22 protein-coding genes are annotated in these 23415 nt (G+C 40.0%); 14 read left to right on the top strand and 8 right to left on the bottom strand.

What is annotated here, in order from left to right; genetic code table 11:
* Nucleotides 1-30 precede the first annotated feature (30 nt).
* From ACYU0V_RS14145 to ACYU0V_RS14105, 9 genes are all read left to right on the top strand, one after another.
* On the top strand, nt 31-2070 hold the full coding sequence (locus ACYU0V_RS14145) for a UvrD-helicase domain-containing protein (RefSeq protein WP_005070868.1): 2040 nt from the start codon (nt 31-33) through the stop codon (nt 2068-2070).
* Nucleotides 2071-2094: 24 nt separating this feature from the next.
* Nucleotides 2095-2547, top strand: a complete 453-nt coding sequence (gene dut / locus ACYU0V_RS14140; protein WP_002121799.1) for a dUTP diphosphatase — start codon at nt 2095-2097, stop codon at nt 2545-2547.
* A 199-nt stretch (nt 2548-2746) separates the two neighbouring features.
* Nucleotides 2747-4165: a phosphomannomutase/phosphoglucomutase gene (locus tag ACYU0V_RS14135; RefSeq protein ID WP_086400215.1), complete on the top strand. Its 1419-nt coding sequence runs from the start codon at nt 2747-2749 to the stop codon at nt 4163-4165.
* Between the two features lie 15 nt (nt 4166-4180).
* Complete coding sequence (gene argB, locus ACYU0V_RS14130; protein ID WP_057068395.1) at nt 4181-5086, top strand: acetylglutamate kinase; 906 nt, start codon at nt 4181-4183, stop codon at nt 5084-5086.
* A gap of 122 nt (nt 5087-5208) precedes the next feature.
* Nucleotides 5209-5991, top strand: coding sequence for a GNAT family N-acetyltransferase (locus ACYU0V_RS14125; RefSeq protein WP_002121744.1), 783 nt, complete (start codon nt 5209-5211; stop codon nt 5989-5991).
* A 108-nt stretch (nt 5992-6099) separates the two neighbouring features.
* Nucleotides 6100-6948, top strand: a complete 849-nt coding sequence (locus ACYU0V_RS14120; RefSeq protein ID WP_461849952.1) for a class II glutamine amidotransferase — start codon at nt 6100-6102, stop codon at nt 6946-6948.
* Nucleotides 6949-7199: 251 nt separating this feature from the next.
* On the top strand, nt 7200-7655 hold the full coding sequence (locus tag ACYU0V_RS14115) for a bacteriohemerythrin (protein WP_000782976.1): 456 nt from the start codon (nt 7200-7202) through the stop codon (nt 7653-7655).
* A gap of 153 nt (nt 7656-7808) precedes the next feature.
* Nucleotides 7809-8876, top strand: coding sequence for a hypothetical protein (locus ACYU0V_RS14110; RefSeq protein ID WP_141690931.1), 1068 nt, complete (start codon nt 7809-7811; stop codon nt 8874-8876).
* The gene (locus tag ACYU0V_RS14105) at nt 8876-9190 is read left to right on the top strand and encodes an RnfH family protein (RefSeq protein ID WP_199992736.1); all 315 of its coding nucleotides are present in this window, start codon (nt 8876-8878) and stop codon (nt 9188-9190) included. The genes ACYU0V_RS14110 and ACYU0V_RS14105 overlap by 1 nt, the downstream gene beginning before the upstream one ends.
* Before the next feature lie 64 nt (nt 9191-9254).
* Here the strand turns inward: ACYU0V_RS14105 and ACYU0V_RS14100 are convergent, their stop codons facing one another.
* Nucleotides 9255-9653: an outer membrane protein assembly factor BamE gene (locus ACYU0V_RS14100; RefSeq protein WP_002121740.1), complete on the bottom strand. Its 399-nt coding sequence runs from the start codon at nt 9651-9653 to the stop codon at nt 9255-9257.
* Between the two features lie 111 nt (nt 9654-9764).
* Here ACYU0V_RS14100 and fur point away from each other — a divergent pair, with 111 nt between their 5' ends.
* Nucleotides 9765-10202 (top strand): ferric iron uptake transcriptional regulator, encoded by a 438-nt coding sequence (gene fur / locus ACYU0V_RS14095; RefSeq protein ID WP_016141990.1) that lies wholly within the window; start codon nt 9765-9767, stop codon nt 10200-10202.
* A gap of 69 nt (nt 10203-10271) precedes the next feature.
* On the opposite strand, the gene ACYU0V_RS14090 is transcribed toward fur, so the two are convergent.
* Both ACYU0V_RS14090 and ACYU0V_RS14085 read right to left on the bottom strand, forming a co-directional pair.
* Nucleotides 10272-11390 (bottom strand): PilT/PilU family type 4a pilus ATPase, encoded by a 1119-nt coding sequence (locus ACYU0V_RS14090; protein ID WP_032037409.1) that lies wholly within the window; start codon nt 11388-11390, stop codon nt 10272-10274.
* Between the two features lie 19 nt (nt 11391-11409).
* Nucleotides 11410-12447, bottom strand: coding sequence for a type IV pilus twitching motility protein PilT (locus ACYU0V_RS14085; RefSeq protein WP_002121749.1), 1038 nt, complete (start codon nt 12445-12447; stop codon nt 11410-11412).
* A gap of 126 nt (nt 12448-12573) precedes the next feature.
* Here ACYU0V_RS14085 and ACYU0V_RS14080 point away from each other — a divergent pair, with 126 nt between their 5' ends.
* Complete coding sequence (locus ACYU0V_RS14080) at nt 12574-13266, top strand: YggS family pyridoxal phosphate-dependent enzyme (protein ID WP_461847964.1); 693 nt, start codon at nt 12574-12576, stop codon at nt 13264-13266.
* Nucleotides 13267-13466: 200 nt separating this feature from the next.
* On the opposite strand, the gene ACYU0V_RS14075 is transcribed toward ACYU0V_RS14080, so the two are convergent.
* Together ACYU0V_RS14075 and ACYU0V_RS14070 are read right to left on the bottom strand one after the other, a co-directional pair.
* Nucleotides 13467-17063: an AAA family ATPase gene (locus ACYU0V_RS14075; RefSeq protein ID WP_461847962.1), complete on the bottom strand. Its 3597-nt coding sequence runs from the start codon at nt 17061-17063 to the stop codon at nt 13467-13469.
* Between the two features lie 9 nt (nt 17064-17072).
* Nucleotides 17073-18341 (bottom strand): exonuclease SbcCD subunit D C-terminal domain-containing protein, encoded by a 1269-nt coding sequence (locus ACYU0V_RS14070; protein WP_461847961.1) that lies wholly within the window; start codon nt 18339-18341, stop codon nt 17073-17075.
* 164 nt (nt 18342-18505) lie between these two features.
* Between ACYU0V_RS14070 and ACYU0V_RS14065 the strand changes: the two genes are divergently transcribed.
* Nucleotides 18506-18979: an OsmC family protein gene (locus tag ACYU0V_RS14065; RefSeq protein ID WP_461847959.1), complete on the top strand. Its 474-nt coding sequence runs from the start codon at nt 18506-18508 to the stop codon at nt 18977-18979.
* A gap of 75 nt (nt 18980-19054) precedes the next feature.
* Here ACYU0V_RS14065 and ACYU0V_RS14060 read toward each other — a convergent pair whose 3' ends face one another.
* Complete coding sequence (locus ACYU0V_RS14060; protein ID WP_001091952.1) at nt 19055-19432, bottom strand: VOC family protein; 378 nt, start codon at nt 19430-19432, stop codon at nt 19055-19057.
* Nucleotides 19433-19812: 380 nt separating this feature from the next.
* On the opposite strand from ACYU0V_RS14060, the gene ACYU0V_RS14055 reads away from it, so the two are divergent.
* Nucleotides 19813-20262, top strand: coding sequence for an ABZJ_00895 family protein (locus ACYU0V_RS14055; RefSeq protein ID WP_199992732.1), 450 nt, complete (start codon nt 19813-19815; stop codon nt 20260-20262).
* A gap of 86 nt (nt 20263-20348) precedes the next feature.
* Nucleotides 20349-21254 carry a TIGR01777 family oxidoreductase gene (locus ACYU0V_RS14050; protein ID WP_461847956.1) on the top strand — a complete coding sequence of 302 codons (906 nt, stop codon included), beginning with the start codon at nt 20349-20351 and terminating at the stop codon, nt 21252-21254.
* Here the strand turns inward: ACYU0V_RS14050 and ACYU0V_RS14045 are convergent.
* Nucleotides 21246-22361, bottom strand: coding sequence for an NAD(P)/FAD-dependent oxidoreductase (locus ACYU0V_RS14045; RefSeq protein ID WP_461847955.1), 1116 nt, complete (start codon nt 22359-22361; stop codon nt 21246-21248). The genes ACYU0V_RS14050 and ACYU0V_RS14045 overlap by 9 nt on opposite strands.
* Nucleotides 22362-22386: 25 nt before the next feature.
* Nucleotides 22387-23400, bottom strand: a complete 1014-nt coding sequence (gene hemB, locus ACYU0V_RS14040; RefSeq protein ID WP_004748084.1) for a porphobilinogen synthase — start codon at nt 23398-23400, stop codon at nt 22387-22389.
* Nucleotides 23401-23415 lie beyond the last annotated feature (15 nt).

Raw genomic sequence — 23415 nt, 5'->3', positions numbered from 1 at the left:
CATGCTCGAAAAATTAAGAGGTAATACACGATGTCATCTGCCAGTCAATTGAACAACAAGCAAGAAGAAGCCATGAAATATACTCAGGGCCCTTTATTGGTGCTTGCTGGCGCTGGTTCAGGTAAAACATCGGTTATTACGCGTAAAATTGCCTATTTGGTGCAACATTGCCGTATTCCTGCACATCGTATAACCGCGATGACCTTCACAAACAAAGCTGCGCGTGAAATGAAAGAGCGTGTGACCAAGCTTTTGTCGCGTGAAGAAGCAAAAGGTTTATCCGTCTCTACCTTCCATACTTTTGGTTTAAACCTTTTACGTTTAGAACTTAAAAATTTACCTTTAAAAGCTAATTTTTCGATTTTAGATGCAGACGACTGTAAACGTATTTTGATGGATCTCATGCATCGCGATAATTTATCGGGTGCAGAGAGTAAAGAATTAATTGCCAAGGCAATGAAGAAAATTTCAGATTGGAAAAACGATCTGATTTTGCCGGAACAAGCACATTCGACTTGTGAAACACCAGAAGATGTCCAGTTTGCACATCTCTATCAACTTTATGAACGTAATCTACGTGCCTACAATGCTGTCGATTTTGATGACCTCATTGTTATGCCAACACGTTTATTGCAAGAAAATGCAGAAGTACGTGACAAATGGCAAAACCGCGTTCGCTATTTATTGGTTGATGAGTATCAAGATACCAATACGGCTCAGTATATTTTGGTCAAACTTTTAGTTGGGGTAATGGGGCAGTTTACCGCGGTAGGTGATGATGACCAGTCGATTTACGCATGGCGTGGCGCTAAGCCTGAAAATATGGCATTGCTTAAACAAGATTTCCCAAATCTACATATTATTAAGCTTGAGCAAAATTACCGTTCGACCAGCCGTATTTTAAAAGCAGCAAACTGTGTGATTCAAAATAACCCACATATTTTTGACAAAAAATTGTGGAGTGATAAAGGGCATGGGGAAGTCATCCGAATCATTACATGTCGTAATGATGACGATGAAGCAGAGCGCGTGGTAAAAGACTTACTGACTCATAAGCTAATGAACGGTAAGAACTGGAAAGATTATGCTGTGTTGTATCGCGGAAACTTTCAGGCACGTGTGTTAGAAACCCAGCTTCGTCAAATGCAAATTCCCTATAAACTCTCTGGCGGTACATCGTTCTTCGCGCGTGCAGAAATTAAAGACGTGATGAGTTATTTGCGTCTTATTATTAACCCAGAAGACGATAGTGCTTTCTTACGAATTATTAATACGCCTAAACGTGCGATTGGCCCTGTTACTCTAGAGAAACTAGGTTTATTCTCACAAGAAAATAATTTGTCTTTACTCGGTGCTTCTGCTGACCAGCGTTTAAGCATGGTGCTTCCTAAAAAGGCAGAAACACAGCTTCATGAGTTTGCTGACTTTATTGCGACATTTACTCGTGAATTGTTAGAAGATGATGAGCCAGTGCCTAAAGTTCGTCAAATGATGAATGAAGCAGGTTATATGGATTACGTTCGAGAACAGTCAGCAACACCTGCACAAGAGAAAAGTAAGCTCGATAACATCGAGAACTTATTTACCAGCATTCAAAATCTGATTAATCGTGCTGAAGATGTTGATGAAAAGAATATTGAAAGTGTTATCCGAAAACTAGTTTTGCTCGATCTGTTAGAACAGCAGCAGGAAGAAGAAGATACAGACAAAGTTAACCTTCTTACTTTGCATGCAGCAAAAGGTCTGGAATTCCCATATGTGTACATTATGGGACTTGAAGAAGAACTATTGCCTCACAAGAACTCGATTGCAGCAGAAACCATTGAGGAAGAGCGCCGTCTCATGTACGTGGGAATTACACGTGCACGCCAAGGTTTAACGTTAACTTTAGCGGAACAGCGCAAAAATGGCGGACAGATGAAACAAATGACGCCTAGCCGTTTCCTTGATGAGCTTCCACAAGATGAGCTCGAGTGGTTAGGGCGTAAAAAGAAAATTGCGGCTAATGTTGACCCTAAAGAACAGGCTCAACAATATCTGGCAAATTTAAAAGCTTTATTAAAGCGTTAATTTTTTTAATTTTTAGGAAATCCCATGAAAGTTCAAGTGAAATTGCTCGATCCGCGTTTAGGTAAAGAATGGCCTTTACCTTCATATGCAACAGCAGGTTCAGCGGGTTTAGATTTACGTGCCTGTTTAGATGAAGCAATTGATATTGAACCAGGACAAACTGTTTTAGTTAAAACAGGTATGGCAATTTATATTCATGATGTAAATTTTGCTGGTTTAATTTTACCGCGTTCAGGTTTAGGTCATAAACACGGTATCGTGCTTGGCAACTTAGTTGGTTTGATTGATTCGGATTATCAAGGTGAATTGATGGTTTCAGTTTGGAACCGTGGTCAAACTACATTCCGTTTAGAACCAGGTGAGCGCTTGGCACAGTACGTTTTAGTGCCAGTCGTACAAGCTGAATTTGAGCAAGTAGAAGAATTTGAAGAAACTTTACGTGGCGCTGGTGGCTTTGGTCATACAGGTAAACAGTAAGTTTTTCTAAAATATTAACGAAAATCAAACGCCTGTTGAACAGGCGTTTCTTTTTATATCTTGAATGTTACAATGGATTATATTACAACACGCTTTACTCATATTCTTTTAACTTTTTTAGCAAACAAACCTTTCAAAAATTTTGAATAATCTATGTTTTTGCGATAGATCGAATTGATCTTTAAATAGAAGATACGCTATGAATGTAAGACACTCATTTCCAAAAAGTATTTTTCGTGCTTACGATATTAGAGGCAAACTTTCTTACTTAACCACGGACGTTGTCCGTTCAATTGCCTACGGATTGGCACAACAATACAAACAAGCAAAACAAACTCAATTAGTGATTGGCTATGATGCCCGTCTCACAAGCCCAGCCTATGCACACTTAATTGAAGAAATTTTAATAGAACAAGGTTTAAAAGTGACCAATATTGGTTGCTGTTCATCACCAATGATGTACTACATTGCACGAGATTTTGGTGGCAATGGCATTATGGTGACAGCAAGTCATAACCCAAAATCTGATAATGGTATTAAGTGGATTTTAAAAGGCGAACCGCCGTCTCCGGAAATGATTCAACAGGTGGGTGAAGAAGCCCAAACTTATGTACCAAGCCATTCAATTTCTGTACTTGAGTTAACCTTACCGCAATTTAAAGCTGAATTTTGCCAGCAATACCAACAAGCCATTTTTAAAGATATTCAGTTAAAACGTCCTTTAAAAGTTGTTTTAGATGGTTTGCATGGTTCAGCTGGGCATTGTTCAAAACTAATCTTAGAAAAAATGGGTTGTGAAGTCATTGCTTTACGCACTAATCCAAATGGAGAGTTTCCAGATCACGCACCAGATCCATCACATGCAGCTCATTTGATTAGCTTGCGAAAAGCCGTGGTCGAGCAGCAGGCTGATATTGGTATTGCTTTGGATGGTGATGGAGACCGCGTTGTTTTAGTTGATGAAAAAGCACAGATATTGACCGCAGACCGCTTATTATCGCTTTTTGCCCAAATGTGCCTTGAGCAGCACCCAGAGCAAGAAATTGTTTTTGATGTGAAATGTTCGCGTATGGTTCAAGAAACTGTCGAGAAACTCGGCGGAAAAGCAAAAATGATCCGCACGGGAAGTAGTTTCCTAAGGGCTTATTTATCTCAGTCGAATGGACGTGCCATTTTTGGTGGAGAATATGCAGGTCATTATGTGTTTAATGATGGCCGTGGTTTTGGCTACGACGATGGTTTGTATGCTGCATTACGTGTAATGGAGTATTTTACCCAATCTAATGCCGCTACAATTTCTGAATTATTTGCTCCATATCCAGAAAGATGTTGTACAGAAGATACCTATATTGGTACTTATCAGTCTGATCCAAAGTATGTATTACAAGATATTGAGATTTTAAGTCATCGCTTAGGGGCACGTATTAGTAAAATTGATGGCGTACGTCTTGATTTTGATGATGGTTTTGGCATTATTCGAGCATCAAATACTGGTGAATACTTTACAGTACGATTTGATGCAGATAATCCTTTACGATTAAAGGAAATCCAGCAAAAATTTGTAGATATGTTGCAAGAACACTATCCGCAAATTGCACAAGAACTTTCAGAGGCCTAAGTAAGGAGAGGCGTAATGCCACAACATCAGCATATCGGTGTCGACAAAGCAAAAATCTTGATTGAAGCTTTGCCGTATATTCAACGTTTTACTGGTAAAACGCTGGTGGTGAAATACGGTGGCAACGCAATGACTGATCCGGAGCTTGAAAGTTCATTTGCCCGAGACATCGTTTTACTTAAAACTGTAGGATTAAATCCGATTGTTGTTCACGGTGGTGGGCCACAAGTGGATTCATTCTTAAAGCAGTTAGGCCGTGAATCTGACCGTATTGACGGTATGCGTGTAACTGATGCTGCAACCATGGAAGTGGTTGAAATGGTGTTGGGCGGCAGTGTAAATAAATCAATCGTTAACCTGATTAATAAACACGGTGGACGTGCGATTGGTTTAACGGGTAAAGATGGTAATTTACTTCGTGCCCGCAAATTGCTTATGGAAAAGCAAGAAGAAGATGGTTCTATCAAACATATCGACTTGGGTATGGTTGGTGAAGTGTCAGGCGTTAAAACAGATGTATTGGAAATGTTCACCCAAAGTGACTTTATTCCAGTTATTGCGCCATTAGGTGTAGATGAAGAAGGCAATACTTATAATATTAACGCTGATTTAGTTGCAGGTAAGGTTGCAGAAGCATTAGGCGCTGAAAAATTAATTTTGCTCACCAATATTAGCGGTGTGCTTGATGAAAATAAAAATCTGTTAACTGGCCTTACGACACAAGAAGTTGATCGCCTCATTGAAACAGGTGTGATCTATGGCGGTATGATTCCTAAGGTAGGCTGTGCGCTTGATGCTGTTAAAGGCGGCGTTGTGAGTGCGCATATTGTTGACGGTCGCGTGCCACATGCAACATTACTTGAAATCTTCACTGATCATGGTGTTGGAACGCTGATTTCTAACCGCACTAAAACAGCTTAAGAAATCCGTTATTCTCAATAAAAAGATCATCCTAGGTGGTCTTTTTTTATACCATCTTGATTTGGTCATTTTTTTGTCATGAGCTTTGACTAGTGTAGGGGGTGTCACTAGGAGCGTTCATTATGCTGGAAAAATTTAATCAATATCGCCAAACCTGGACTTTACCTTTAAATCGTCATAAAGCAATAAATCAGACGCAATTTCGTTTTGAGTGGGTTGATAATTTAAAAGAATTACAAGATGTACAACGGTTTCGTGCACAGCAATTTAGTCAACAATTCGGAATCAAGTTTGAAGATAACTTAGACCAAGATATTTACGATTTTGGTTGTGAACATGCGGTCTTGCGTGAAAAGTGGACTGGAGAAATTGTAGCGTATACGCGTCTAAAACTATTTCAAGGCCATGAAATAGCACAGAGTTATAGTGCACATGAGTTTGATATTGTTCCTCAGCTTTCCCATCTTCCAAATGTGTTAGAAATAGGCCGTACTTGTGTACATCCTCGCTTTCGTAATGGTAAAGCGTTATCTATGCTGTGGTTAAACCTTGCACCGAAAGTGCTATGGTCAATGCGTGCTAAATATTTAATGGGCTGTGTCAGCATTCATTTACAAGATAATTTGGCTAGAGCGTACTACACGCATCGCCAGATTCAGCAGTTACCAGAAAGTAAAACGATTGATATCCGTTCGAAAAAAATCTATGAACCTGAATATCCTGAGTTTAGCTTCCCACAAGATGAACGTATGCCAAAGCTATTCCAAATGTATCTGAGCATGCAGTCAAAACTATCGAAACAGGCTTTTTTTGATGAAGAGTTTAACTGTTTGGATTATTTTGTATTTCTTGAGGTGAATAAAGTCGCGACCTCATTTGTGATGAATAAAATGGTGCAGCGTTAATCATATTTCCTATTTTGTAATAGCCAGCACATATTGAGATTTGCAAGCACTTTTACTCTCATGCACAATAGAGCAGATGGGGTAATTAGAAGTAGTTTAAAAAGCGATATGTGCCAGCTATTAGGAATGAATTGTGCAACACCAACGGATATTACTTTTTCCTTCCGTGGTTTTTCACAACGGGCAGGAATTACCTCAGATCATAGTGATGGATTTGGCATCGCATTTTTCGAAGATAAGGCATGCCGTTTATTCGTTGATAACCAATCGGCAGTTGAGTCTCCAATTGCCGATCTCGTTCGTAATTATCCTATTAAATCACGTAATGTGATCGCACATATCCGCAAAGCTACTCAAGGTAAAATCACTTTAGAAAACTCTCATCCCTTTATTCGAGAGTTGTGGGGGCGACACTGGATTTTTGCCCATAATGGTGATTTACATGATTTTAATCCGCCGTTAAGTGGACGTTTCACACCAGTAGGTAATACCGATAGTGAGCGTGCATTTTGTTATTTGCTCGATCAACTCGTTGAAGCTTTTGGTTATGAAGAGCCGAGTCTTGAACAAATCTTTGAAGTATTAGAAAAAATTTCTCCACAAATTGCGGAATACGGCACATTTAATTATTGTCTATCTAATGGCAAAGCATTATTTAGTTATGCTATTACTAAATTACATTGGCTCGTTCGTGAATATCCATTTAATCATGCTCATTTAATTGACTTAGATGTTGAAGTCGATTTTAGTCAGGTAACCACCCCAGAAGACCGTGTGGCAGTAATAACAACTGAACCTTTAACACATAATGAAAATTGGACAGCGTACCAACCTGGTGAAATGATTTTATTTCAACATGGTCAACCAATTAAAAAGGCTATTACCTTTGTAGAAAGATTAAAGTGCGAACAGGAAAATCCTGAACTTAAACGTATTACGCGTGCAGATCAGTATTAATATAAAATACATTTAAAATATATGAATAAGGATATTTATATATTTTTATCATTTAACAATTAAATAGTTTGTTTAAAAAATACTTTATTATTTTAGTTGGTTAATTTTAATTAAATATTTTAAAAACAATAACTTGAGTTGAATATAATTTTTATATGCTAAAGCCGACAAAATAGGTTTGTTTTTATTTATATTCTTTAAATATATCATGGAGTTTATGCAACGATCATTAATCATCATTGGGGAGATGTATGAAAATGAAATGGGCTTCAGAATATAATACGGGTATTGATGTTATTGATGAGCAACATAAACGAATACTTGATTATATTAATGAAATTGATGATGTAAAAGATGACGAAGACAGACGTCGTATTAAAGATGTTCTAGACAATATTATCGATTATACACAATCACATTTTACTTTCGAAGAAAGTTTGCAAGAGGAAGCTGATTATAAATATCGTGTACCTCATAAACGTGTACATGATTTGTTTATTAAAAAAATAGAGCTATATCGTGAACGTTTTGAAATGGGTCACACGATTGAAGCAGAATTACAAGAAATTTTGGCTAAATGGTTAATTAATCATATTCAACATGATGATGCCGATTATGTAGGAGCAGTAAAAGAAAATATGATGGGAATTATTAGAGAAAAAGAAAAGAAAAAAGGGAAAAACTGGTTTGCTCGGTTTTTCTCATAACCTGAAATAAAAATAACTCATAATTTCAGTTAGCGCGGCAAACTATCGTTTCGGTAGTTTGCTTTTTTTATTGAGCAAACTTTGATTTTCAAGCATGACACGGGCAAAATATCTCTAGTCTTTTTCAAGGAATGCATAATGCAGGACATACCTATGTCACGATGGTTATCGCCCCTGATGGCGTTTTGCTTATCTTTCATCATTATGGCGACATTGGCACCCACAATGGGAATCCAGATTGATCGTCAACTCGATTTCTGGTTATTGTGGTTAGGCACAATGTTGTTATTGGCACTACCAGTTTGTTATTTGGAAATTGCTTTAGCAAAACGGTCGAAGACTACAGCCTTAAATGCTTTATCAAGTTTAACTCGTGAAGCAGATAGTTCCCCAAAATGGCGTTTGGTTGGCTGGCTTGCGGTTATTTTTATTCCATTTTTAGCTGGTAATGTATTAAGTACAACTGGCAATTTACTGACTACACAACTTAATAATAGTGTTTCAGGGCAACTTGTTTTTGCTGGCCTTGCTGTTGTGGCCCTCATTTTATCCTTTATTCCACGTCAGATTTTAATCTTACTGATGACGATTGGTGTAATTGCTTCTCTTGTTTTAGCTAACGCGATGGGAACGACTTTACAGCCTTGGCACTGGACCAATGTTGAGTTTAAAGAATGGGGTAATGCGACTGTACTTGCACTTGTTGCAAGTGGATTAGGCTTAGGGCTTTACTGGCAAAATAGTGTAGGTGCTGTTCAGTCGCAAGAAGGCGCAACGAAAACTGTTCTTCCAATTTGGTTAGCTCAGTTAATTGCTGTGATTGCCTTTGGTTTCTTTTCTTTACAAGCACAGCTTCCTGTTTTTACTTGGATCTTTACCGCAGTAATGACCACAGCGTTATTTGTGCAATTGGCTAGAGAGCAGCTTGCTCAGCGTCAGCTTATGCCTATTTTACAGTGGGTGATTATTGTTGTAGCGATTGCTGTTTGGGCTGTGCCTGAGCTTCATAACATCTTTACGCTGATTTTGATGCTTTGGGGATTACTCATTTGCCTGATCTATGCCATTTTTGCTGGCTGGATTATGAAAATTAGCCATTTGCGTAAATCTATGAATTTTAGCAATGAGTTGTTTTATAACTTATGGCGCATTGCGGTACGTATTGTATTGCCGCTTTCAATTGTGATTGCCATGATTGCGGTAATTGGACAAATTATCTGATGGAAAAAGCTCAGCAAGTGTGGGTTGCTTATGCAGCTCCAGAGCAACAGTTTTTAGTTGCTATTCCATTTGAAGCTGGTATGACTGCATTACAAGCAGTTGAGACGAGTGGTTTGCAGACACAGTTCAGTTTGCCTGAGCCATTACAACTTGGCATCTTTGGTGCAAAAGTTGAAGCACATACGATTTTGCAAGCTGGTGATCGAGTTGAGGTTTATCGACCTTTAACGATCAATCCCAAAGATATACGTCGTAAACGCGCTGAGAAAAACCCTGTGGGGCGATATATTAAAAGTAATCGCTTTAAGCAATAAGCCCCATAAACAAAACCCCTCAAAGTATTTCACTTGAGGGGTTTATTTTTATTAGAAAAAACGATTATAGTGGTGGTGCAGTTAAAATCGCTTCTTTAGAAGCAGGTAAACCTGGTTGCGATTCTGGAATAGTTTCTAAACCTTCAATTTTAGTTACAGTACCAGTTCCATCAAAGTAAATTTTTAAATGCTGACCATGTGCTGCGGGGATTTTAGCTTTTTTAGCATAAGTTCCCGGGATATAGTTGTAAATGTAGTCCCAACGTAGAGGATTTAGAGGATCAGTCACTGTTGGACTACCAAGCAAAAAACGCACTTGCTGGAAATTCATGCCGACTTGTACTTGAGAGGCTTGAGCTTTGGTCAATGGAGTCCCTTGAGGAATATCAACCTTATACACACCAAAGATTGAACAACCAGCAAGGAGTGAAGTGACTAATAACGTCAGCACGAGTTTTTGCATTTTGCTACACTATCCCAATAAATTATGATGCATTTGATCAAAGGATAGATCATACTTCATCTAAATTCTATTGCCTATTCCAACTTGAGATTTGTTGAGAGACCTTTTTTCATGCCTATTTCCAATCAAGATTTGCGCAAAGCTGGACTTAAAGTTACCCTTCCTCGAATTAAGATTTTGGAATTATTAGAAAATTCAAAACAACATCATCTTAGCGCTGAAGATATTTACAAGACTTTGTTAGAACAAGGGGAAGATGTCGGCCTTGCGACAGTTTACCGTGTGTTAACACAATTTGAAGCTGCGGGTATCATTCAGCGCCACCATTTTGAAAACAATCATTCTGTTTTTGAAATTATGCAAGAAGATCACCACGATCATTTGGTTTGCCATAATTGCAACAAAGTTATTGAATTTACTAATGATATTATCGAGAAAGAACAGCATGCTGTAGCAGAGCAACATGGGTTTACCTTAACGGGTCACTCATTAAATCTCTACGGTTACTGTAACGAACCTGAATGTCAGGAAGTGCTGCGCAAGAAATAATCGTTTTCACACAAAGAAAACAAATAAAAAAGGAAGGTTACGTTTAACCTTCCTTTTTTTATGAAGAAATTACTGTCGGTCGAAGGTTAAATGCTGATTTGTGCCTGCAATTTGATCAGGACTTTCTTCAGCAAGCTTAATTGTTAAACGTAAATCGTTTGGTGAGTCGGCATGTTTTAATGCATCTTTGTAGGTAATTTGGCCTGACTTATAAAGATCAAACAGTGCTTGGTCAAAAGTTTGCATACCGAGTTCACGTGAGCGTTTCATTAAATCTTTAATTTCATGAATTTCGCCTTTGCGAATATAGTCTGAAATTAGTGGTGAGTTAATGAGAATCTCAATCGCTGCACGGCGCGAATTACCATCAGGCGTTGGAATAAGTTGCTGTGCAATCATGGCCTTTAAGTTAAGTGATAAATCCATGTAGAGCTGGCTATGACGGTCACTTTCAAAGAAGTGAATAATACGGTCAAGTGCTTGGTTGGCGTTGTTCGCATGCATTGTGGCTAATACAAGGTGACCTGTTTCGGCGAAGCCAATCGCGTAGTCCATAACTTCACGAGAGCGAATCTCACCAATCAAGATTACATCGGGTGCTTGTCGCAAAGTATTCTTTAAGGCAATTTCAAATGAGTCTGTATCAATTCCGACTTCACGTTGAGTAATGATGCAGCCAGCGTGTTCATGAATAAACTCAATCGGGTCTTCAATGGTAATGATATGACCTTTAGAGTTATGGTTCCGATAGCTAATCATTGAAGCCAAAGATGTCGATTTACCTGTACCTGTTGCCCCTACAAAAATAATGATGCCGCGTTTGGTCATCGATAAATCTTTAAGCACAGGTGGTAATTGCAAGTCATCAATTGAAGGAATTTTAGTTTCAATTCGACGTAATACCATGCCTGGCATGTCGCGTTGCTGAAAAGCACTGACACGAAAGCGGGCAGTTTTATCACGGTTCATAATCGCAAAGTTACATTCACGAGTCTCAGCAAATTCTTTGCGTTGTTTTTCACTCATGATGGAATGTAATAGTTGTCCAATAATTTCGCCTGAAAGACTATTTTTTGAAATGGGAACAATTTGCCCGTTAATCTTCATCGATGGTGCAACGCCATCTGTAATAAAGAGGTCGGATGATTTTTTTTCAACCATGAGGTTGAGTAGGTCATTAAAATCCATATTTATTCTCTAGTTATTTTTATAGGAATGATTCTGGCTGTTTAGCAGCAGTACGAGCCGTTTGTGGGCTGATCACACCGCGAGACACCAGATTTTTTAAGCTTTGGTCGAGGGTGGTCATGCCATGATTTGCGCCAGTCTGAATAGCTGAGTACATTTGCGCGACTTTATTTTCACGAATTAGGTTACGAATGGCAGGAATACCAATCATGATTTCATGAGCTGCGACACGTCCGCCGCCATTCTTTTTAAGCAGGGTTTGTGAAATTACAGCCTGTAATGATTCAGAGAGCATGGCACGAACCATATCTTTTTCTTCGGCAGGGAATACGTCAATCACACGGTCAATGGTTTTCGCAGCAGAAGTGGTATGCAGCGTGCCAAACACCAAATGACCTGTTTCGGCAGCGGTAAGCGCTAAACGAATAGTCTCAAGGTCACGCATCTCACCGACCAAAATAATATCTGGGTCTTCACGCAGTGCTGAACGTAGCGCCTCATTAAAGCCGTGTGTATCACGATGCACTTCACGTTGGTTAATCAAACATTTCTTAGATTGGTGTACAAATTCGATAGGGTCTTCAACCGTTAGAATGTGGTCATAACGATTTTCGTTGATGTAGTCCATCATCGCTGCAAGCGTCGTTGATTTACCCGAACCTGTTGGACCTGTCACCAGTACAATCCCGCGAGGATAGTCACAAATGTCTTTAAAGATTTGTCCTAAGCCTAAATCTTCCATGGTGAGTACTTTGGACGGAATGGTACGAAACACTGCACCCGCACCACGGTTTTGGTTAAATGCGTTTACACGGAAACGAGCAACGTTGGGCACTTCAAAAGAAAAGTCGGTTTCGAGTTTTTCTTCGTAGTCACGACGCTGTTTATCATTCATGATGTCGTAGACCAAACGATGAACATCTTTATGATCTAGAGCAGGTAAGTTAATGCGACGGACTTCACCATCAACGCGAATCATTGGTGGCATGCCAGCAGATAGGTGTAAATCGGACGCGCCATTTTTCACAGAGAAGGCGAGTAGCTCTGTAATATCCATAATTTCCCCAAGTAAATCAAAATATGTCATTATTTTGTAGAATAATATACGGCTTTCACCGAGGCTTACCAACACCTCGCTTTAGGTGAAAAGCAAAAAAGTTTTTTGAAAATGAGAACCTTGTCAATGAATTACCTGCAAGATGCGCGTCAGCACGTATTACAGCAAATCCAAAGTGCTTGTGAACATGCTCAACGTGCGCCTGAAACTGTGCAACTTTTAGCCGTATCAAAAACACATCCAAGTGAAAGTTTGCGTGAAATGTATGCAGCAGGACAAAGAGCATTTGGCGAAAACTATTTGCAAGAAGCTTTGGAAAAAATCGAAGCTTTACACGACTTAGACATTGAATGGCATTTTATTGGTCATGTTCAACGCAACAAGACGAAGCATTTGGCCGAGAAATTTGATTGGGTACATGGTGTAGATCGTTTAATTATTGCCGAGCGCCTATCTAACCAGCGTGGTGATGATCAATCTGCGCTTAATATTTGTTTGCAAGTGAATATTGATGGGCAAGACAGTAAAGATGGCTGTGTACCAGATGAAGTTGCCGAGTTAGTTGGTCAAATGAGTCAACTACCGAAAATCAGGTTACGTGGCTTAATGGTCATTCCAGCGCCTGACAATACTGCCGCTTTTGCAGATGCTAAAGCCTTGTTTGATGCTGTGAAAGACCAACATACGCACCCAGAAGACTGGGACACTTTAAGTATGGGAATGTCGAGTGATTTAGATGCTGCAATTGCGGCTGGTTCAACTATGGTACGTGTAGGAACGGCGTTGTTTGGTGCTAGAGACTATTCTCAAAAAGGGTGATGTAAGCTTTATCTTACAGAAATTGCGGCCTTTTGCGGCTATGGCAGACAATGCTTTTTTCGTATTATGAACTCATCAGGAAACAGGATGTTTCTAAGAATAACAATAAACAGTGATGAATGGATGCATACAGGTACGACAGGAGTTATACCAACGCAGAATCTAAAAAAGCCCCGACAGGATGTCGGGGCTTTTTAGTTTTAACCTACTATTTCAATGGTACTTGCACCTGCACCGAGTGGTTTTACCTGAATTTGTACAGGAATACGCTCATGCATTTCTTGAATGTGTGAGATGAGAATGACTTGGCGTCCCTGATTTTGCAATTGGTCTAAAGCATTCATCACCATGTGCAAAGATGAGGCGTCTAAAGTACCAAAGCCTTCATCAATAAACAGCGATTCAATTTTCATTGAACCCGAGGCCATATTGGCAATCGCTAAAGACAACGCAAGGGCAGTTAAGAACGACTCACCGCCAGATAAAGAAGCAACAGAGCGGGTTTCTCCATCCATGTCATGGTCAATAATCGCAAGACTTAGAGACTGATCTAGGCGTTTTAGTGTATAGCGTTGAGACAGCATTGCCAGTTGCTGGTTGGCATGTTCCACTAAAATATCTAGGTGATATTGCTGGGCATAGTCGCGGAACTCTTTACCTTTTGCATCACCAATCAAGCCTGAAATTTTGCTCCAGCGATGTTCTTCTTGCTGAATATTTTGAATTTGCTCGGCGTATTGTTGCTGTTTAGCCAGATTTTGCTGGTGCACTTCGAGCTTAAGCTTAAGCCGATCACGTACTTCAAGCTGGGCTTTAAGCTCTGCAATATTGTCTTGAATAAGGCTAACAAGCTTTTCATATTCAATATCTGGCTGAGTGTGTAAGTGCTCGCTTAATTGCTCTTGCATGGTCTTAAGGGCAGAAGAGGCTTCACTTAATAAACGCTCGGCATGATTAAGACGGTTACGAATATCTTGCTCTTGGGCTGAATTAATCTGTATGAGCGCCGTAAGATCAGTTGCCTGAAAATCAGCATGGGCTTTTAACCAGTTTTGAATTTGCCCATCAATTTGCTGCTGGTACTCCGCAGTGTGTTGATGTTGATGCTTGAGCTGATCGAGCGCCTGTTTTTGCTGCTCAAAGTGCTGTCTGGTTTGTTCAAAACGTTGTTTAGCCTCGTGATACGCCGTTTGTTGTTGCTGACGTTTAACGTCATGCTCAATTAGCCATTCGTGTGGTTTAATATCGGTACGGCCCGTCATTTGTTGAATGAGCGACACCGCTTTTTCATTATTTTGTTGGCCTTTAAGCGTAATCTCTTTGAGATTTTGATCGATCTCATCAATTTGCTTGGCCATTTGTTCAAAGTTAGCAGTCAACATTTTAAGTTCTTGTTGCTGCTGTTCAAAACGCAGTGAAAGCTGTTCTTGTTGCTCAAGCTGCTTAGCGCGTGCATCAAGAATAGTCCAAGTCTGCTTAGCCGTTTGGCTACTCGACTGCTGCCATGCGTGCTGTTCGGCTTCAGATAAACACTCAAGAATATGTTGAACTTGTTGTTGCCATTGCTGTGCCGTATTGAGCAAGCTTTCATTGCGCTGAATAGATTGAACCAGTTGATTGTGATGTCTAATCGCTTGGGTTAAACGTAAGTTTTCTGAGTCAAATGAACTTATGGCAGTTTGCGCGGCTTGTCTAAGCTCATTAAGTGTTTGCAAGATTTGTTCAGGAGCTTGATTAAGCTCAATATGTAACTGATTGAGCTTAAACGTTTGCTCAAGCTCTTGCTGCAAGCTTGATTGTTTTGTTTGAAGTTGAGCTAGATATTTCTGAACTTGCTCAAGCTCGGCACGGCATTGGGTAAGTGAATGTTGCTGGGTTTGCCATGCATTAAATTTAGTTTGCTCGAGTGCAACAGCTTGCTGCTCTTGTTGTTGCTGCAAATCGAACAAGGCCTTGGAGACTGCACTGTCATCAACACGATAGGGATGATGTGTACTTCCGCACACTAGACAAGCTTCACCTTCTTTAAGATTGGCACGTAACTGCTCAATATTTTCAGTGTGTAGTAAACGCTGCTGTTGCAGGATGTGCTGTAACTTTTCACGTTCAGTTTTTGCTGTTTGGTAGTCTTGTTCAGCTAACTGGCAAACGGTTTTAAGCTGTTCTTCTTGCGCGGAGGTTTGAGTATGTTTTTCGTTGAATTGTTGAAGCTCAGCATATAGCTCATGATAAATTTTTATTTTTTGCTGAATCAGATCTAACTGAGTGATTTGAGCAAGTTTCTGATCTTTATCTTTACGCTGTTGCTCAAGTTTTAACTCAATTTGTTCAACTGTGCCGAGTGAAGCTGTGAGTTGTTCGAGTTCACTTTTAGCTTCCGATAATTTTTGGCGGGCAAGGGTAGGATTGCCAAGCTGTTGTTCAATTGCTTCGTAATTTTGAATAAATTGCCCAAGCTGATGTAGATGTGCTGAAAGGCCTTTGTCTAATACAGCATATTGCTGAGTCTGAGTAAGCTGCTGTTGTAGATGAACTTGGTTCTGCTCAAGCTGTGTAATATGCTGTTGCACAATGTTTTGCTGCTGTTGCAATGGACCGAGTTTTTGCTCAAATACATTTTTCTTTTCTTTGCACTTTTTATATTCATCGGCAATAAAAGCACGTTCTTGAATGGACTGTCGAACTTGATTTAAAGCTTGTTGATGTTGCTGCTCAAAATCGAGTGTCTGTTTGAGCTGTTGTTCTGCAACTTGATATTGTTTTTGTCCCGTTTCAAAAATTTGTACTAAATCATTAAACTTGGTTTGTGCTTGCTGAATTTGCGGCTCAAGTTGTTGTAGGGCTTGTAAATTTTGAGCTTGCTGAAAAACTTGTGGGCGTATTTCAGAGAAAACTTCGAGTCGTTTTAATTGCTCACGCTCACCAGCCAATTGTTGATGATGATTTTGCTGGGTTTGAAACTGTTGTTGTTTAGCTTGAACTTCTTGTTCAAGTTTTGCTTTACGTTCAAACCATTGTTGCTGTTTGTCTAAAACATTTTTTTGTTGTTCTAACTGTTGATGGTTTTGCTCGGCTTGCTGATATTGTTCGGTAAAAGCCGCAATATCTTCATCAGACAAAATTTCGATATGGCCTAAAAACTCTTCAAGCTGTTTACGCTGCTTTGCAATATCAGCCGTTTTGCGAAAAGCCAGTTCACCAATTTTAGCGAAAATGCTGGAGTTGGTCAGGTACTCGAGTAACTCACCGCGTTCACTGTCTCGTGCTTTTAAAAACGCGGTCACCTCTGACTGAGCAAGTAGTACAGCACGAGTAAACTGTTCAAAAGAAAGCTGGGTAATTTGTTTAACTTTTTCATCAACCGCTTTGGCTTTGTCGGCAAGTACTACACCATCTGTTAGACATTTTAAATGGCGTTGTACGCTTTGTAATTTACCATTTGGGTTTTCACGCGCACGCTTAATTTCCCAGCGTGCCAAATAGCGTTTTTGATCTTGTGCAATAAAGCAAAGCTCAGCAAAACCATGTCCTGTACCACGGCGTAAGACAGTTAAAGGTGAGTTAGTGAGTAACTCAGAACCATCGACATCTTTTAATTTGCCGTCGCTGTCTTTAAGGCGAGGAACCCGATTAAACAAAGCCAGACACATCGCATCTAAAATGGTTGACTTACCTGCGCCTGTTTTTCCTACAATTGCAATAAGACCTGCATGGGCGAGAGGTGCGCTTTCAAAATCAATAAAGTGTTCATCAGAAAGAGATGCCAGATTTTTTATTCGAATGGATAAAATTTTCATGACATATCCTTAAGGTGTTGCATCATTTTCAAGATGTTTTTGTGCTTCTTGTACTAGACTTAGAAAATCTTTTAAGACCGAATCATCGGAGCTGTAACCTTGTTTTTCCCAAATATTTTGAAAGAGCTTTTCTGGTGTTGGCGGTTCAAGTGCGATTTGCTGAGTGGTATTTGAATCAGCCGCATCTTTATTCACATATTGACGTGAAATACGTACTAAACGATAGCGGTCAGGGGGTAAGGCCGCTTCAAACTGCTGACGTAAATTAGGCTGCGGCGGCGTTAAACTATAATATTCAATATCGACATATTCACGGTGGTCAATATTTTCAATCACGCCGTGAGGCAAGGCTTTGAGTTGTTGCAGCACTTCGTTTAACTCACCACGAATGCGGTGCAATTGTATGCAACGTGGAATTTCGACAGCTTCAAATTGTAAACGGTTGTCTGTCTCTTGAGCTGGGTCAACTTTGACCTCAACTACTTGGTGCTTATAGTTAATTTCACTAAAAGAAAGCGGAATGGGTGAACCGCTATAACGAATGTGTGGCTGACCTACTTTTTGTGGTTTATGTAGATGTCCTAAAGCGACATAGTCGACAGCATCTTCAAATAAAGTCGTTGAAAGTGCCTCTTCGTTACCAATAATAATTGGGCGTTCAGAGTCAGATGTTTCCCCATCTTGCATATGAGCATGTGACATCAAAATTAGGGCTTGGTCTGGTGTCTTGCGACGTTTGGCTTCAGCAATGAGCTGCTGGTGCAGATAGGCAATCGCATTTTTGCTATTGGTGGTATGTTCGTTAAAGCCCGTAATTTCGGCCGAACGTAAAAAAGGCAGGGCAAGGCACCACGCCACAATCTCTTGATTTTGATTATAAATAGGTAAAAGTAGTCGATCGAGATCTAGAGTTTTATTTTCATTCCAGCGAACCACACCCACAGTTTTTGCATTGTATTTTTCTAAAAGCGGTTCAACCTGTTCAATACGATAGCCTGAGTCATGATTACCTGCAATCATGAGTGTTTGCATGTGCGGTGCAATACGATGTGCATCTGCTAAAAATTGGTAGAGTTGTTTTTGTGCTTGTGAACCCGGGTTAATGACATCAAAAATATCGCCAGCAATAAGCAGGGCATGTGGTTGTTTTTCTTGAATTTGAGTGAGCAACCAACTTAAAAATTGTTGGTGTTCGTAGTGTCGTGAGTGATTATAAAAAAACTGCCCCAAATGCCAGTCAGAAGTATGTAGAAAATGTACGGACATAGAAACAGACATCAAGCCAAAATAAACACAGATACGTTAGCATAAATTGGCAGGAGATTTTATCAAGACATTTTAAAGTGCTCGTTATTTAAGCTCGCAATGAAACCTGAATTAAATTGTTCACTTTAAACGCTGCTTTGTTACTATCAGGTCAAACCATGAACTTTGAGAACAAAATGGCTATTCATAAATACGAAGTAAAAATACAGTGGGAAGGCAATACGGGTACAGGCACTTCATCTTATCGTTCTTATAAACGAGACTTTAGTATTCAGCATCCGCAAAAGGCCACAATTCAAGGTTCATCAGACCCTGCCTATTTCGGCGATGTGACCAGATGGAACCCTGAAGATTTATTGGTTGCATCAGCTTCAGCTTGCCATAAACTTTGGTATTTACATCTGTGTGCAGTCAACCATATTCATGTGCTGAGTTATGTCGACAAAGCACTTGGCTTTATGGAAGATGCAGATCCAGTTAAACGTGGTCACTTTACCCAAATTATTTTAAGACCAAAGATTGTTTTGGAAAAAGGTGCCGATCAAGAGCTTGCAGCAAAACTGCATGAAGAAGCACATCACGAATGCATGATTGCCAATTCGGTAAATTTTCCAATTACATGTGAAGCCAGCTTTAGCTTTGCCGAATAATTAATATGAAATAGCCACCGTTAAAAAGGCGGTGGCTATACATTAAAAAATAATTAAAGTGGTTAAATAAAATCTTTAAGCTGCATTTTCATCGACTTGAAAAATACCAAAAACGTTGTGGTCTAAATCGACAAAATAGCCATGCCAAGCACGACCAGGAATAGCGAATTTATCCATCGCCACAATACCACCTTGCGCTAAAATTTTTGCAGCCACTTCATCAAAGTTTTCCACCTGAACCGAACAGGTAAATGCATTGGTGCCATATTCCATTGGAGGTGTTTGAGCGGGGCGTTTTAATAGTCCCCCCATAATTGAAGGCGTTTCGATACGGTAATATTCAATTGGTAGGCTTTCATCGAGTTTAAATTGCCAACCAAACACAGCTTGATAAAACTGTGCATCGCGGGCAGGGTTTGAAGACTGGATTTCAAAATAGGCAATAGTGTTCATATTATTTAAATCATATTTTTATGGTGTAAAAAGTATAGGCATAGCCTTTATAGGCACGAAAGCACTATTGTGTATGGTGAGCGTAAAATAAATGAAAGTGCTAGAAAATAAAAACCGACGATTCGAGTGATGAGAGAATCGTCGGTCAAAAACTTCATCAAGGGTTTCGGCTGCTAACAAAACCTAATCCGAAGGAAGGAAAGAGTCGTAATGAAAGGTCACCGAAACAATTTTGCGGATGCCGTGCAAAGGAAGTATTCGGTTGCTGCGACCTTATTACCCTATATAACGTCAAGAGATTCGAATTGGTTGACAGAAAAATGAAAAAAAATCGAAAAAAATTTATAATTATTTTTTGAACCCATAAATTAGGCAAAAATATGACCAAATTACGTTCTTACTTTCTCTGGTTTTTTGCTTTATGCATTGTGCTCACCTTAATTGTAGGTGTGGTTGCAGCACTATTACCAGCGAGTGTAGGTGGTATTTTAACAGCCGTTCCATATTTAGGCGCAATGATTTTTGTCTTATTTAAATTTTTAAAGAAAGAACGCCGTGCCCCAACTGTACCAGAAAAAAAGAAATTTACTTTGGGTTTTACCCTGATTTTTTGGGGCTATAACTTGTGTGGTGTTTTATTTGGTCTGTTTTTATTTGCCAGAAAAGACCCTGAGATTTTGCAGAACTTTATGCTTTACCTCAAACAGCCTCAGTTTTTAAGCATTATGGTGATTATGCTTTTAATGTTAGCTATTCCGCTTTATTTAATTACCTACTGGTTTTATGGCAAGCAGGCACAGCGAATGGCTGACAAAATGTTTAACGTGTAATAGATCACTACGAAAACTCATACGATTAAATATAAATGAGTCTTATACAATTAAATAAAACTTGAATCCTCAGCTTAGGAGGAAATATGAATAAGAATGTATTAATCACGGGTGCCAGTGGTTTTATTGGCACGCATTTAATTAAGTTCCTGCTGCAAAAAAATTATAACGTGATTGCTGTGACACGGCAGGCTGGAAAGGCATCTGACCATCCTGCCTTGCAGTGGGTGCAAAAGTTTGAAGATATTTCGACACGTCAAATTGACTATGTGGTGAATTTGGCAGGCGCAAATATTGGTGAGAAACGCTGGACCGAGTCACGTAAAAAACAACTCATTGAAAGCCGTGTAAATACGACCCGAAAACTGTATGCATGGCTCAAGCAGTCTGAAATTTTTCCGGAAGTAATTGTGTCTGGTTCTGCAATTGGTTATTACGGAATAGATGATCAAGAAAAGTGGGCAGAAGTGTGTACTGAACAAAGTTCACCACAGCCTATTTTTATGTCCGAGCTTTGCCAAGAGTGGGAGCGAGCAGCTTTAGCAGATCCTCAACAAAATACTAAAATTATTCGCTTAGGTGTGGTGTTTGGGCAGGGCGGTGGCATTTTGCCTAAAATGTTGCTTCCTATTCGACTCAATTTAGTCGGTCAAATTGGTCACGGTCGTCAGCCTGTGGTTTGGGTACATATTGAAGATGTATTAAACGCAATTGAGTTTATATTTAAACATCCTCAATCTGCTCAAATTCACAATGTCGTGGCACCAGAAAATGTGACTCAAAAGGTATTTGTTGAACAAGCTGCTGCGGTACTCAATAAGAAACCATTGTTGTCAGCACCAAGCACGGTTTTTCGCTGTTTGTTAGCGGAACAGTCGCAATTGATTTTGAATGGGCAATACGTTAAACCGGCTACCTTACAAGCAGAAGGATTTGTGTTTACTTATCCTCAGTTAAAAATGGCTTTAGAAAATATACTCGCCTCAGGCTAAGATTTTATTTTGCAAACGCTCTGGAGAATATGCTTTGGCATCAACTAATGTCGGTTGACCCAGCATAAGTTGACGGAGCAATTGCGCAGAACCTGCACCCATACACAAACCATTTCTAAAGTGACCAAAGTTTGCCCATAGGTTGTCCATTTCAGGCATTTTGCCAATGTATGGAACGCCATTTGGTGAACTTGGTCTGAGGCCTGCCCAACGATGTACGATCGGGAAATCGGCCAGTTCAGGCACCATTTCTAAACATGCTTCTAAAATATTGTGCTGAGTCGTTTCATCGGTAGAGGTGTCAAAACCACGATGTGCCATGCTTGATCCACACACAATATGACCGTCCATACGTGGAATCAAATACATGACTCGATTCATACACATGGTCGGTAGCCAGTGAGCAGGGGTTTTAAATAACAGCATCTGACCTTGAACAGGTTCGACTGGAATATCGAGTTGTAATTGTGAGTTCCAGTAATGGCTCCAAGCGCCCGAAGTTATTACAAAATGGTCTGCTGTATGTTTTCGACCATCTTCAGTTTGGAGCGCTTGTATCACATCGCCCTGTTGAATCAGTTTTTTAACAGCAGTGTGTTCGAAAAACTCAACTTTTGGATGTTGTTTTAAATAGCGAATCAGTGACTGTAAAACGCGTGGGTTGCGAATATTAGACAGTTCAGGGAAATAAATGGCTTCTTGAAACTGATCGGAAATATGTGGATTAACTTGCTCTAGCGCATCTCGCTGTAAATATTCACAGCGCTGCATCGGTTCTTGATGCTGCTCGGCGTAGGAAAGTCCAACGTCAAAATCTTCTTCATCAAAAATCAGCATGCCTGTGTCATGAATTTCAAAATCAATCCCTGTAACAGGGTAGAGCTTTTGGTTCCATGCTTGATAAGAGGCTTTGCCAAATTGAGCAAGTTGGTTCACTGCATGCACATAGCGCCACGGGTACATCGGAGAGAGAATACCTCCGCCAGCCCAAGAGGCTGCTTGACCCGCTTGTTGTTGATCAAAAATGCTGATGGTACAGCCTTGTTCAACCAACTCCAGCGCAGACATTAATCCACTTATGCCCGCACCAATGATTGCAATATGCATGCAGTGTTATCCTTTCTCTGCGAACTTAGTTCATTTCCTTGAGTTTTTCGGCAGCGGTTTCTGCAAAGTAAGTCCAGATTCCGTCTGCACCAGCGCGGCGGCAGCACATGAGTGATTCTAAAATGACTGAGTCTGATAACCAGCCATTTTGAATTGCGCCAGCTAACATCGCGTATTCGCCACTCACTTGGTAAATGAATGTAGGAACACCAAAGGTATCTTTCACTTCACGTACCACATCCAGATATGGCATGCCCGGTTTTACAATCACCATGTCGGCGCCTTCTTGAATATCAAGTGCGATTTCATGTAAAGCTTCGGCACGGTTGGCAAAGTCCATCTGGTAGTTATATTTATTACCACCTTTTAGGTTGGATGCAGAGCCAACAGCATCGCGGAATGGGCCATAGAAGCTAGACGCATATTTCGCAGAGTAGGCCATAATGTTGGTATAGATGTGACCATTAGCTTCTAAAGCCTGACGAATTGCGCCAATACGGCCATCCATCATGTCACTTGGTGCAATTACTTCGGCACCTGCTTCTGCGTGACTTAAGGCTTGTTTAATCAAGCATTCTACAGTCTCGTCATTTAGCACATAGCCTGTTTCATCAATAATGCCGTCTTGACCATGAGTCGTGTATGGGTCGAGGGCACCATCGGTAATTAACACCATTTCTGGTAATTCTTTTTTAAGCAAACGACAAGTGGTTTGTACTAAACCATCTTCACGCCATGCAGCTTCTGCGGTGAGGCTTTTATCTTCTTGCGGGGTAACTGGAAAAAGAGCCAGTTTTGATACGCCCAATTCCAGAAGTCTTTCAGCTTTTTTCAGTAACAAATCTGCCGACAAACGCTGAATGTTCGGCATACTTGGAATATCTTGGGTCTGATTTTGTCCCGGTAATACAAATACTGGATAAATCAAGTGATTGGTAGTGAGCTGTGTTTCGCTGACCATCGCACGCAACTGGTCATTTTTACGGATACGGCGCATGCGAGTGGCTGGAAATGCAGGACGATTGAACGTATAAGTCATAACAATCTCGATGTT

The organism is Acinetobacter sp. X9, from assembly GCF_054889255.1.
This window is presented reverse-complemented; position numbering and strand designations above follow the sequence as displayed.